This window comes from Allocoleopsis sp., from assembly GCF_036703385.1.
In the GTDB taxonomy this organism is placed as follows: Bacteria; Cyanobacteriota; Cyanobacteriia; order Cyanobacteriales; family Coleofasciculaceae; genus Allocoleopsis.
On the sequence record NZ_DATNPA010000016.1, the window covers coordinates 1 to 13448 of the forward strand.

Sequence of the window (13448 nt, forward strand, 5' to 3'; positions counted from 1 at the left end):
TCGAATACCGGCAACTATGCTGAACTGACTGTTGTGGATGAGCGATCGCTTGCGCCAAAACCTGCTTCCCTATCTTTTGCTGAAGCGGCGGCTGCTCCTTTAGTATTAATCACCGCTTGGGAAGCGCTTTACGATCGCGCACGTTTGGAAGCGGGTCAAAAAGTCCTGATTCATGCCGGTGCGGGTGGTGTGGGTCATGTTGCCATCCAACTGGCGAAACTCAAAGGGGCAGAGGTTTGTACTACTGTGAGTTCTCAGGACAAAGCGAGATTAGTGCGTCAGTTGGGTGCGGATCACCCGATCTTTTATAAACAAACTGACTTTGTGCAGGCAGCGCTAGATTGGACAGAGGGAGAGGGAGTAGACATTGCCTTTGATACGATAGGCGGTAAAACCTTCTCGGAGTCGTTTCCAGCAGTACGGGTATATGGCGATGTGGTGACGATTCTCGAACCCGACTCGGCGACAAATTGGAAGACGGCGCGATCGCGTAATCTCCGCATCAGCCTTGAACTGATGCTCACCCCATTGTTGCAAGGATTGGTTGCCGCCCAGCAGCACCAAGCTGAGATTCTCAAGCAGTGTACTCAATGGATAGATGAGGGTAAACTCAAAATTCACCTGAGTGAGACTTATCCCCTCCAAGAGGCAGCGGCGGCTCATCAGGCGATCGAAACGGGGTCAACAACGGGTAAGATTGCTCTGATTCTCGAATAAATCATAGATATCATAGAACCCCAATCTTTGTAGGGGAGGGTTTAGGGATGATGTTTAGCAATCAAGATGACTGGTGTTCAAAACCCTCCCTCACTTAACGGTGGGTATGGGCGGGTTTTGTTTGTTTAGTTAGTTAGTTCGGGTGCATCCCAATGAAAACAAAAATAGTATTTTCTTGTGGGGTGGGCATCCTGCCCGCCTAGGTTTTTGGGCTGCTCGTGTCGCCTACCCCACCAAGATGTATTTATATTTACAGAATTGGGATGCTCCCGTTAGTTAGGTTCTACTTTTAAAGTTCTTGTGTCAAACTGCCCCTACAAGCAGCGTTTAAGAGGGAACAATAATAGTACCTTTGCTGGTTAGCTAAACTACAATTCGCTATCGGAGATAGCTGCGTATCGTGCCCTCATCATCTGCGAGATCCCGATCACATAATTGAATATGCTTCTGCCACTTTTTAAGCCAGCTTGACAGGTCTTCGCTGCCAGACTGATATTTCTCAATAGCACCCTGAAATTCCTTATAGAATTGATAAAACCTTACATACTTATCAATATCCACTGTAGTAAAGTTGTAGCCTGATTCTTGGGCAATATTAACGAAGCCTTGACGGTTAGCAGGACATGGGGCTTTAAGTTTTTCCTGTAAAGTTTTATCTCGGCAGACGGCTTGAAAAAATTGATAAACTTCTTCTTGATGAGACATGTCACCAATCCTTTAACATGACTTGTGTGAGAGAAATATTGTTGAAGATGCGATCACCTAGAGCCATGATAAATTGTAAATTTTGCTAGGGAATATAAATTCTCGAAAAAATAATATAGCGGTTCTCCAATGAGTGGAGTACAGTCAGACCTAACCCCCACCTCCCTTCCCTAGTAGGGAAGGGGGCTAAATTCAAAGCCTCTCTCCTTGCAGGAGAGAGGTTTGGAGAGAGGTTAGAACTGTACCGCACACAACTGAGAAACGCTATAAATGTTACAGCAGATGCAAGAGGCGATCGCTTCTTGAGGTAAAGGGCTCACAGTTTCTTAAGTAGGTGTACGTAAATAAACTTCACACCCATAAGTCAGGTTTCACAGCAGTTACCCGACTTCTCAGTCTTGAAACTTTTGGGTTTAATGGTGCCTATCTGCTTATCTTACTTTTCACGGGATGTGCAAAACATCTCTCCTACAAGGAGAGAGGCTTTGATTTTTCCCCCTTTCAACAACAAATTTATTCCTTTTCCCCCTCCTCGTAGAAAGGGGCAGGGGGAGGCGGGAAGGGGGTTAGGGGTTAGGTTTTTCGTGAACTTTTCCACATGACGTGAAAAGTCAGATCTGCTTATGTCTCCCACCCACTCAATCTCCCCTTTTAGAGGGAAGATAAGAAAGCATTTTTGTTTATGAGGGATACCAGGGAGTGAAGTCAATTGGCTACTTCCCAAAATTCCTAGTGGGATTATTCGTGATTTTGCTTGTGCTGATGCTTCCTGCATGGACAGCCACAGCAGCAACCGAGCGATCGCCTTTAACCTTAGAACTTCTGCAAGAACGCCTAAAATCGCCGATTCAAAGCGAAGGCGTTCGTACCATCGATCTGCGACAACTGATCATTAACTTGCGATCAGACAATGCAGAGTTTCGCGATCAGTTTTACCAACTACTGCAAACCCAACTCAATCGCTCCGAAACGCCCTTGGGTATCGATTTGAGTCACTCTTTAATTGAAGGAGAACTGATCGGGAGTAAGTTAGGTCTGCGTACACCCTTACATGGGGAGGCATTGTCCCCCCTGCTGACACCAGACGAACAACAACAGTTATTACGTGACCCCCGTCGATTATCTCAGCCGACGCTAATTCCCACGGTTACAGTCTTCCGAGGTGCTATCAAGTTGGTGCAAACACGAGTGATTGGAACGGTCAATTTTGCCAATACCTTCTTTCTCAATCGGGTAGAAGCCAATGGTGCCGTTTTTACTCAAGAGTCTGATTGGTCAGAAACACGCTGGACTCGATCTGTTGACTTTGCCGATACGGCGTTTGGTCGAGAAGCGAATTTTAGCGGTAGTCTATTTTCTACCAAAGCCACCTTTGCTAGGGCGCAATTCCGAGGGGTTGCTAATTTCCAAGGCAGCACCTTTGAGGGGAATGCAATTTTTAGTCACGCGCAGTTTGCACAATTAGCAAATTTTACGCGCTCTGTCTTTGGCAGCGCTAACTCCTTTACCGTTGACAACAGTACCTCTGATGAGCATTCCAGTCAAACCCGATCTGCTGAAAGCAGCAGCGCTGGACTACGTCCCGCAACGCTTTCGCTATCACTTTTGGCGGTGCGCCAAGCACAATCGCATATCCAGGAGTTCGCTGATTTTACCCACACGAATTGGCGCGATCGCGCCTTATTCAGCAAAACTCGCTTTCTAGAACCTCTTTTCCTCACAGAAGCAAGCTTTGAAAAATCCGTTGCCTTCCGGGAAACTCAGTTTAACCAACCTGTAAATCTGCGCTCTGTTAGTCTTCTGGAACAGGTAGATTTTAGTAATGCCCGATTTCTTAACGATGTTTATCTCAATGTTGCGAGTCTAACTTTTGACTCCGACCAAGCCAAAATCATTGGGGATACGGGTCGAATTGGTCGTGTGCTTTCCGTGCCAGTACTGGAAGGAAATGAAGACGTACTCCGCAATTTAGTCAGGAATTTTCGCTCCTTGCAACAAATTGCTGATGCCAATCAGTTGGAGTATACCACTCAGCGGTTGCGGCTGCGGCAGTTAGGTCGTGACCTTCTGGGGAAAGACTCCCAAGAGAAAGAACAGGAAGATCCCTCAATCCACCTCATTGCGTTCCCACATCCCAGCGTCCCCGCGTCTTCTTCTACTTCCTCTCCTCTGGGTTGGGTATTAGATGCTTTGTCTTGCGTTGGGTTGAGTCTGCTATTACTACTCAGTCGATATGGCACCAGTTTTTGGCTGATTTTTGGGGTGGGACTGGTTGCGATCGCATATTTCGGCCTGCTCTTTTGGTTAGTTGATCGTTTTCGTCGCCGCCATCCTCAACCGATTGTTCCCACCGTGTTTGAAACGCCTTGGATGTTAGGGAGTTATGGAGTGTTGACCTTTGCGGGTGTTACGGCAATTTTTCGCACAAGCGATCGCCCCTGGTTAACGCTGGCTTGCTTAGGGGTGGTGATTTTACCCATCCCCATGCTGTTGCTGTGGCGGCTGTACCAGCAAGGTCGCTATCATGATTTAATGGATGTCAGTTATTTCGTAGAAGATGGGAGTTTGCGTCAGTTGCGCCTGCTGATCGGACGCCTGCCAGTAATGCCCCGGTTCGAGATGTTTCGCGATCGCTACATGCCCATCCTCTGGGATTGCCGTTGGAACTGGCTCAACTACTACGACTTCAGCCTCAACAACTTGCTCAAACTCGGCTTCAACGACATTCGCCTGCGAGACAAACATCTGCCGGGTATCATTTCCACTTTGGTTTGGTATCAGTGGAGCCTTGGTATTCTCTACATCGCCCTGCTGTTTTGGACGCTTTCCCGGACAATTCCTGGATTGAACTTACTGATTTATCTCAAGTGAGATAATCTTATCTTCTGATATTATTTTATTAATAAGAATTGTTAAAATTAGCAAAAAAGATTGTTATTTTTTTGTTATTTTTTTAAGGGTTGCTCTTCATTTTAGCTAAAGTTATAGAAAATAGAATCTTTCAAAGACAGTAACTTTTTTAGGCATGAAGAAAAAATCTTAATATCTTTACAAGAGTCGATGTAAAGATAGTGAAATTTATCAATTCTTTAAAAACTTTCAATTTTGGAGCTGTTTCGACCCCATCTAAATCACAAAGTTAAAAACGATAAAATCAAAGTAGTCTAGAGCCAGTTAAACATACTCTTTCTCCTCTGAGCCACTAGAGGCTTGACTCAAGGCTCTAATTTTATCTTTTGGAAGAAAACCTTTTAACCCAGTGCCGCCTGAAGAAAACCATCAACTCGCCCAAGCCGCCCTTGGGTTAGATGGGTGCTTCCCTTATTACTTCTTGTCCAACCGACGAATTACTTCTGTCCGGAGGCAATAGTAGTTCGTAAGTCTATAGAAAGAGTTGGAACAAAGTTCTGTCCCAGGGTGTATCACACTACACATTCCACACGTTACACAGGAGTCAGCGAGGACTCCATGTATTCACCAAGCGCCCTGGCTGGAAGCTATGTTACCTTTACAACTCGATCCTCAAAGAATTGCCCTAGCGCATCGGGACAACACCCTTTCGGAAGAACTCTTCCAAGAATTACCCCTCGGTATCTTGGTAATGGAAGCGCAAGGAGAAATTCGCTTCGTCAATCAAGCCACACTGAACTTACTAGGACTGAGTGAAAGTCAGTTGTTGGGTCAAACTCCCGTTGATCCAGATTGGCACATCATCCAAGAAAACGGCAAGCCATTTCAGCTCAAACTCCAGTCAGTACCAGTACGAGCCAAACACACTTTAATGCTATTGGTGAGCCGCCAACCACTCAGGAATTTGGTTTTAGGGGTATATAGACCGACAATTGGCGATCGCGTTTGGCTATCGGTCAACACTGAACCAACATTAGGTTTGGATGGCAGTGTAGAGCGAATCATCTGTACCTTGAGTGATATTACCAATCTCAAGGTAGAAAAAAAGCTGTCAAAACTTCATGAGTGTTTTTTGAGTCTTGACTCCGATCCCGATGAGAACATCAACCGCTTGACGGCCTTAGCAGGGGAGATACTGGGTGGAACATGGGCGGTCTACAATCGACTCAATCAAGGCTTATTTTGGTCAATCGGTCAGTGGCAGACGCCGCCGAACTACATTCATGTGGGTGAACCGAAAAACTACATCTGCAACGAAGTGATTCAGCGCGGCACGCATGAAGTCTTTGTAATGCAAGACTTGCAAAATACGCCTTATGCTCAGAGCAACTCGGACATTGTGACCTATCAGTTACAAACCTATGTAGGAAAAGTTGTTAGATGTGGTGGTGAGTCTATTGGGGCGTTATCTGTGGTCTATCAGAACCCTTTTATTCTGAGTGAAGCGGACAAGAAACTGATGGGGATTATTGCTGCCGCCATTGGTGTTGAGGAAGAACACAAGCGGGAAGCAACGGTTTGGGCACAAAATGAAGCAAAATGGCGATCGCTCATTCAAACCAGCTCCAACCTGATCACAATACTGGAAGCCAATGGAACCATCAAGTATGCCAGTCCTGCTATCCGGAGCGTTTTGGGATACAAACCAAAAGAGTTAATCGGTCAAAATCTCTTTGAATCAATACATCCCGATGATCGGGTCAATATTGAAAAGGACTTTCAAGGCTTCCTCAAAAACCCAACCACTGATTTATCCTTAGAGTTTCGATTTCGGCACCAAGATGGCTCTTGGCGCTACATCGAGTCAACCTATAGCAATTTACTCATGGACTCGCCTGTAACGCGCATTGTGGTTAACTTCCGGGACGTTACAGAACGGAAACTAGCGGAGACAGCCATCAGGCAATCCGAAGCACAATTGAGAGATAAAGCGGCTCAACTTGAACATGCTTTACACGAACTGCAAGAAACTCAGACTCAACTGATTCAAACCGAAAAAATGTCCAGTCTGGGCCTATTAGTCGCCGGAATTGCCCACGAAATCAATAATCCTGTCTCCTTTATCTACGGTAATATTCCCCACGCGACTCAATACACTCAAGACTTACTGCACTTGATTGACCTTTATCGGGAGCAATATCCCCACCCAGCACCGACCATTCAAGCACAGGAGGAGGCAATTGACTTAGGTTTTCTCAGCGAAGATCTACCCAAACTGATGAACTCCATGCAAATGGGGGCAGAGCGCATTCGTCAAATCGTTCTTTCCTTGCGGAACTTCTCCCGCCTCGACAAAGCAGCTAGAGAGCCAGTCGATGTACACCAAGGCATCGATAATACCCTACTGTTGTTGCAACATCGATTAAAAGCGAAAGCGGGACATCCCAAAATTGAGATCGTCAAAGAGTATGGTGAATTGCCTTTGGTAGAGTGCTACGCGGGGCAAATGAACCAAGTGTTTATGAATATCCTAAGTAATGCCATTGATGCTCTAGAAGAGTTGAATGTTGAAAGGTTGGAGGTTGAAGGTTTAAACAACAACGTTCAATCGGCTCAAGAGCCACCTGCAACCCCTTGTATTCAGATTCGTACCCAAGTCAAAGACGACAATACGGTGTTAATCCGCATTGCCGACAATGGCCCTGGGATGACAGCTCAGGTACAACAACAGATTTTTGACCCCTTCTTTACCACGAAATCAGTGGGTCAAGGGACTGGTTTAGGGTTGTCAATCAGCTACCAGATTATCGTTGACAAGCACGGCGGTCAGTTAAAATGTTGCTCAACACCAACAGAGGGAACCGAGTTCTGGATCGAGCTGCCGATAACCCTACCTCAGTAACCAAAATCTTTAGATACGCGTCAGCTTAACTAGACTTTGGCTTCCAGAGACTTCAGATACTCAGTATTCACCCCAGACTCTCGGGTTAAGGCAATTTTGCCAGTTCGGGCAATTTCACGGATACCAAACTTACCCAAGACTTGGACGATCGCTACCATCTTACCAGGGTCTCCCACGACTTCGAGAGTCAGCGAATCCTCTGCAATATCCACCACACGCGCCCGAAAGACTTGAGCTAATTCAATAATCTCTGTCCGCACCGAGCTGTTGGCATTGACCTTAACCAACATCAACTCCCGCTCTACACAGGGGGTTGTAGTAATGTCCTGTACTTTGAGTACATTGATTAGCTTGTAGAGTTGCTTAGTCAGCTGCTCGATAATGCGCTCGTCTCCAGGCACTACCATCGTAATTCGGGAAATGCCGACCTGCTCGGCTGGACCAACAGCAAGACTTTCAATGTTGAAGCCCCGACGGGCAAATAGACCGGCAATTCGAGTCAGAACACCGGCTTCATCTTCGACCAGAACTGAAAGGGTATGTTTCATGAGTTAGAACTAGGGCGGCACGCAGGCACTCGCCTCGCAACAGGAGAAAGTTGTCTCGGCGTGAGTTTTCTATAATATCGCGGTCTATTGCACTGACAAAAGTACTCAATGTATCAATCAATTGGAAGGGGGCAAGGGCAGAGAAAGCAGATGGGTTATTTTGGCTCTGCTCGTCTAGACTGATCTCTCCTACGCCAAAAGACGGAGCAGGAGCCAAGGATTAAATATATTGCTAGGCAGATGCGGCTAATTCCCATATTTATCAATAATATTGATGGATTATCAAGCGTAATTGGAGCTAAACAAGTTATGGGTTGGTTAAAAAGACTGTTTGGACTCGAAAAACCAGCAAATGCTCAAGTTAACCCTCCTGCCCAGCCTGCGCCTCAAGAGACAGCTCAAGCTCCTGCGAGCACTAGCACCGAAACAATTGCCCCAGAACGTGTTGGTTTAAACGGAGAATACGACCAAAGCGGTCTTGCTAAGCGTGTTGCCTTAGCTTTCGACCATCAACCTGATCTAGCGGACGAAGAACGCCTCTGGGTTGCTCAGACTAGTGGCACTGTAGTTTTAAAGGGCGAAGTCTCTGACCAAGCAACCCTTGACAAGATGGTGAGTGTTGCCAGAGGGGTTAATGGCTGCACCGCCGTAGACACTACTCAAGTGAAAGTTGGCTAAATCGTTCTCTTCATTAATCTATCCGAGAAGTGGATATAAGAGTTCAAACCGCTTTCTTTAGGCGGATGGACACCTATCGAGTCGTTTACTCAACAGACTTTTCGGTTAGGCTTTAAGTTTCCATTCTCGACTCTCTACTCTAAAGCTCTCTACTACAACTATTGGGTAGGGAGATTTTTTATAGTTTTATTAACTCAAGGCAATAGCCCCGACTTAAGCTGAATTGCACCAACTGAAGGAAAGTGTAGGTTGGGTTAAGCGATCGCGCAACTCAACACATTCATTACAAATGTTGGGTTTCGTTATCTCAACCCAACGACAAGGCTCACTGCTTCCTCTGCTTGTTGCAGCTAAGAATTTTGATTTTAACCGAGCACTATTGCCTGTGGAGCAGCTTATTAGTGGGCAAAGGCTGCCAAATTGACAATTTGCCCCTTATAGTGATTGATGACAATCAAGCATACTTGGAGCTAGCAAAACGATGGGTTGGTTACAAAGACTATTTGGAATGGAAAAACCAGCAGAGGCTCAGGTTAACCCTGCGCCCGTAGAAACGGCACCTGAAGGCGGAGAAATTGCCCCAGAGCGAGTGGGTTTAAATGGAGAATACGACCAAAGTGGTCTTGCCAAGCGGGTGGCCTTGGCTTTTGACCAAGACTCCAACTTAGCTGATGAAGAGCGCCTTTGGGTGGCCCAGACAGGTGGTACTGTAGTTCTCAAGGGTGAAGTTACTGACCAAGGAACCCTCGATCAGATGGTTAGTATTGCCCAAGGTGTAAGCGGTTGCACGAATGTGGACACCAGCCAAGTTACTGTTGGCTAATTTTTTTGCTTGGCTCTCGCGCAGACTTTTTAGACAAATTAGCCGACTTAGCCCGCATGACTCTCTACTAAATATTATTAGTAGGGAGATTTTTTTGATGTAGCAAAAGGCAGAAGGCAGAAGGTTTATTACTGGTACTTGGTCGTTTCAGCCATTAAATCTGTCGTAACCTTTATGGCGACAGCTATCATTTTATAGATTTATAGCGCTAGCCTAAATGCTTTTTGAAAGCTTAGTGGGGCTGGGCAAGTTATCCAGTAAAGGTTGATATTTGTACACTTGATTTAATTGAAGTATATTTTTTATTAATTTCACTTATATATCACTGAACACACAAGACATTTCTTTGGGAGTTGTATGGATGTTCATTAATGTATAGAGATTCATCTATTTAATCCATAGAAATTCCAAATTTCTGCAACAATACTTTGAGGAAATTCTAAGAATATAATTGATCACACAGCACATTTATATCGATTTTCAGATACTCGAAGTACAGCTGTAGGAGCAAACAAGCGTTAGCCCCTACGATGTGCGTATTTCATGCAAATGAAGTCCGCCATAACTGATTTTACTCAGTCGTGCTAAGCACGAGAACTCTTAAATTTGTAGAGTAAATTATTCCTGATATCCGGAGGAAACTCTGTAGATATTAAAGTTCTCTGTGCTGGAACATTTTCTCAAAGTTATAGCAAACTTTGAATCTTTTGGTGTGAGGAGTTAGTGTGAATAAAAATTCTTTAATCAGAGTTTGCGGAGTAGGATTTTTAGGTTTATTAGCTGGGTCTATACCTCTAACTGCGAAGCCTGCGGTTGCCGAGGTTACAGAGGTATCAGCCCAGAAGCGGACTGAATCACTCCAAACAGACCATGAGGATCATGGCTTGGCAGAAACAGTCGATAACAGCAGTAGTGTTGCTCCTACTCAAGATGAAGCCATCGGCCTGAGTGAGCCGAATCAGAATATTGATGTGATTACAGCAAAAGGGATACAAGCGGATGCTAGCTTACTCCGTTCAACTTTGCTGAATCACAATGAGCTTAATGGGGCTCCCATTGCGATCGCTCACGAGGTAAAATCCCCATCATCTGTAGCCTCCTCCCTTCCGAGCAGTTCCCCTCTCCAGGCAGAACCCGTCACGTCAGCGAAGTCTCTTGCCCAACTCAGTAACGCTCAACCCACCAATGCAGCGGCGACCAAAGAACCAGCACAGAGCAATGCTGAGCCGATGGAGCAAGTGCCTCAGGTTTCCCAACTCAGTGATTTACCGCTCACTGACTCAATGGAACAAGTAACCAACGTTTCCCAGTTGAGTGACGTTCGACCCACAGATTGGGCTTATGAAGCGTTGCGATCGCTCGTTGAACGGTATGGTTGTATTGCGGGGTATCCAGACGGTACCTTCCGAGGGAACCGTTCCATGACTCGCTATGAATTTGCGGCGGGGTTGAATGCCTGTTTGCAACAAGTTGAGAAATTAATTGCTGGCAGTGGTACTGAATTTGCGACTAAACAAGATTTAGCCACCTTGCAGCGACTCGTTGATGAGTTTCGCCCCGAACTGACCGCTTTGGGGACGCGAGTAGACAAGCTAGAAGGTCGAGTTGCCTTTCTCGAAGATCATCAATTCTCCACTACAACCAAATTAAGTGGTCAGGCCATCTTCTCCGCCATCGGTGCGAGTGGCGGTGCTCCTAACGGTAAGGACGGTAGCATCATCTTAACCAATCGGGTGCGGCTTAACTTAGTCACCAGTTTTACGGGGAAAGATACCCTAATCACTGGCTTACAAGCTCATAACTTCCAGGGGGGTGTCTTTGGGGGAAACAGCCTTCAGAATACTTTGTTTCCAGGCTCCACCCTCACCTCAGGCATGAGTAAGCTCAGCTTTGAACCGCAATTTCCTGGCTTCGATCCCAAGGACTTATCAGACGTGGGGGCAAACAGCGTTCAGCTATATAAGCTGCTGTACCTCTTCCCCCTTGCCAATAAATTTAGTGTATTTGTTGCACCCGCTGTTGAAGTCTCGGATGCCTTTCCCGCCATCACACCTTTTGCCGATGATGGACAAGAGGCAATCTCCCGGTTTGCAGGTTATAACCCTGTCGTGCGCGTATCCGGTGGCACCTCTGGGACAGGTTTAGCCTCAGCGGCTGGCTTTATCTGGAGCCTTTCCGACAAAATCGACCTCAGAGCCTTGTATGGTAGTGTCAATGCCAATATCCCCGGTCAAGCTCAGGATGTTCTGCCAGGTGTTTCAGGTACACCCTTGGGTGCGGGTGTATTCAGCGGCAGTCGTGTTGTCGCAGCACAACTAACGGTTAAGCCCACGAATGCTATTGACATTGGTTTGAACTATGCCAACAGCTACCACGAAATCAATATCTTGGGAACTGGCCTATCTAAGTCTGATGCTAACGCTCTCGCTCTAGACACACCCAATTTAGGAATTCCGGTCAAACTCAATTCCTTTGGTGCGACTCTTACCTGGCGGCTAACGCCGAAGGTCGCGTTTAGCGCTTATGGGGCGTACATCTTCGTAGAAGACTCTACCAGTCGTGTTGATGCCTCTGCTGACTTTAGCAGTTGGATGGTGGGTCTGCATTTCAACGACTTGCTCAAGGAGGGGAATGCCGCCGGACTCATCTTTGGACAGCCGCTCTACCGCGTTGATGCGGGTGGAAGGGATGGGCGTCTTCGGGATAACGCCAATGACACAAGAGCGACGCCCTACCAATTGGAAGCTTACTACCGCTTTAAGGTGACTAATAATATCAGCATTACGCCGGGAGCCTTTGTTCTGTTTAATCCGGAAGGCAATAGCAAAAATGACACGACCGGAGTGGGTGTCATCCGCACTACCTTCACGTTCTAGTGTTCTGGTATAGCAATTGCCGAAACTGACGATTTTTCGTAGGGGCTCCTGCCCCCCGGAAAAGCCCCAAACCCTGTCGGGGCAACCACGGGGGGATTGCCCTTACTTTTTACTTTTAATAGACTTCTTGCATAAATCCTGGAATGCCCCCTAAATCCCCCAATTCTGGGGGACTTTGAGATTCCGGTTCCCCCCAAAGTTGGGGGGTTAGGGGGGCAAAAATTGAATGAGAGCAAGAGGTCTAATGAACCGACCCTCTAGTGTTCTGCTAATGGGTAATAGCTTACGCAGCCGCTGATAACGACGAAGCACTAGCATCTTGTGTCTCAGTACACTGACGCGCTAGCCAGTCTAAGATAATTTGATTTACTTCTTCGGGGCGCTCGTCATGGGGACAGTGTCCTGCATCATCCAACTCAACCAATTCCAAGTTCGGGTTGAGTGCAGCAAACTGCTGCGCCAAATAGGGGGGAATCATCCGGTCTTGACGCCCCCACATCAAAAGTAAGGGAATGTTTAAGGTCGGCAAAATAGTTTTGACCTTAGGGCCAAATGTAGCAGAGGTCATCCCTTTAAACAGAGCGCTAAATGTAGCCGCTGCCCCCCTATCTTGAGCAGGAACACTTAAGATTTCCACCAACTCAGCTGTAACAGCGGCTGGATTCGCGTAGGCACGCCCTGCCCACTTCTGGACAAAGGGTGGGCGTCTCACTAGATAAAAAACGCTTTTCAGAACCACGGGTGACGCCACAATACTCTTAATCGTTGCAACCACCGGTCGCAACCAAGGGGGAGTCATCTCCTCTTCCAAGGAAAGATCTGGCAAATTAATCATGGCGATACCTCTCACCATCTCTGGATGAGCTGCCGCTGCCGCTAAACAAACCAGAGAGCCAATTGAGTTACCCACCAATACCATTGGCTGCCGGATAAACGTTTGCCAGAACTCATAAACTTGGTCTACCCAGAGGCTGATACTGTACTCAGCGGCTACCTTCCGCGACGCCCCCCACCCCAGCATATCCAAGGCGTAAACCGTATGGTGCTCACCAATCACTTCCAGATTGTGACGCCAATGCCCAATGGAGGCTCCAAATCCATGCAGCAGCATGATGGGTGGTGCGGGTTCATTCCCCGTTTGTGGAGCCCGGATATAGGTATAACGGGTCTGCCAGCCTCGCCAAACCCAGTCTCGCTGACTCCCCACTCGTTGCTGCCAAGGCACAGATGTTGTCACAAAAGCTTCGCCTTCAAAAAGGTTTACAAATTCTCTTCCATTTTAGTGGTTTCTCTCACTGGTCTTAATTACCCCTGCTAATTGGAAGTTACATTAACAACCTGCACAGAAA

Annotated in this window: 9 protein-coding genes; 6 read left to right on the forward strand and 3 right to left on the reverse strand. The window is 46.7% G+C overall.

The window, feature by feature from the left end:
* Positions 1-717 (forward strand): zinc-binding dehydrogenase (locus V6C93_RS00775; protein ID WP_333474729.1); only part of this gene is annotated, 717 nt, incomplete at its 5' end.
* 378 nt (positions 718-1095) lie between these two features.
* Here the strand turns inward: V6C93_RS00775 and V6C93_RS00780 are convergent.
* Positions 1096-1422, reverse strand: coding sequence for a Nif11-like leader peptide family natural product precursor (locus tag V6C93_RS00780; protein WP_333474730.1), 327 nt, complete (start codon positions 1420-1422; stop codon positions 1096-1098).
* Positions 1423-2121: 699 nt separating this feature from the next.
* Between V6C93_RS00780 and V6C93_RS00785 the strand changes: the two genes are divergently transcribed.
* Positions 2122-4293, forward strand: a complete 2172-nt coding sequence (locus V6C93_RS00785; RefSeq protein WP_333474731.1) for a pentapeptide repeat-containing protein — start codon at positions 2122-2124, stop codon at positions 4291-4293.
* A gap of 628 nt (positions 4294-4921) precedes the next feature.
* The gene (locus tag V6C93_RS00790) at positions 4922-7174 is read left to right on the forward strand and encodes a PAS domain S-box protein (protein WP_333474732.1); all 2253 of its coding nucleotides are present in this window, start codon (positions 4922-4924) and stop codon (positions 7172-7174) included.
* Positions 7175-7203: 29 nt separating this feature from the next.
* Here the strand turns inward: V6C93_RS00790 and ilvN are convergent, their stop codons facing one another.
* Positions 7204-7722: an acetolactate synthase small subunit gene (gene ilvN, locus V6C93_RS00795; RefSeq protein ID WP_333474733.1), complete on the reverse strand. Its 519-nt coding sequence runs from the start codon at positions 7720-7722 to the stop codon at positions 7204-7206.
* A 309-nt stretch (positions 7723-8031) separates the two neighbouring features.
* On the opposite strand from ilvN, the gene V6C93_RS00800 reads away from it, so the two are divergent.
* From V6C93_RS00800 to V6C93_RS00810, 3 genes are all read left to right on the forward strand, one after another.
* Positions 8032-8400: a BON domain-containing protein gene (locus tag V6C93_RS00800; RefSeq protein ID WP_333474734.1), complete on the forward strand. Its 369-nt coding sequence runs from the start codon at positions 8032-8034 to the stop codon at positions 8398-8400.
* A gap of 481 nt (positions 8401-8881) precedes the next feature.
* A complete protein-coding gene (locus V6C93_RS00805) occupies positions 8882-9223 on the forward strand; it encodes a BON domain-containing protein (RefSeq protein WP_349262580.1) in 342 nt (113 codons plus the stop codon).
* 725 nt (positions 9224-9948) lie between these two features.
* Positions 9949-12099: an iron uptake porin gene (locus V6C93_RS00810; protein WP_333474736.1), complete on the forward strand. Its 2151-nt coding sequence runs from the start codon at positions 9949-9951 to the stop codon at positions 12097-12099.
* Between the two features lie 283 nt (positions 12100-12382).
* Here the strand turns inward: V6C93_RS00810 and V6C93_RS00815 are convergent, their stop codons facing one another.
* On the reverse strand, positions 12383-13336 hold the full coding sequence (locus V6C93_RS00815; protein ID WP_333474737.1) for an alpha/beta fold hydrolase: 954 nt from the start codon (positions 13334-13336) through the stop codon (positions 12383-12385).
* Between the last annotated feature and the right edge of the window lie 112 nt (positions 13337-13448).

What these genes read in the sequence shown, in the direction of transcription:
- V6C93_RS00790 (WP_333474732.1), top strand. Translation starts at nt 4,922, where the DNA reads ATGTTACCTTTACAACTCGATCCTCAAAGAATTGCCCTAGCGCATCGG.
- V6C93_RS00805 (WP_349262580.1), top strand. Translation starts at nt 8,882, where the DNA reads ATGGGTTGGTTACAAAGACTATTTGGAATGGAAAAACCAGCAGAGGCT.
- V6C93_RS00780 (WP_333474730.1), bottom strand. Translation starts at nt 1,422, where the DNA reads ATGTCTCATCAAGAAGAAGTTTATCAATTTTTTCAAGCCGTCTGCCGA.
- ilvN (WP_333474733.1), bottom strand. Translation starts at nt 7,722, where the DNA reads ATGAAACATACCCTTTCAGTTCTGGTCGAAGATGAAGCCGGTGTTCTG.
- V6C93_RS00800 (WP_333474734.1), top strand. Translation starts at nt 8,032, where the DNA reads ATGGGTTGGTTAAAAAGACTGTTTGGACTCGAAAAACCAGCAAATGCT.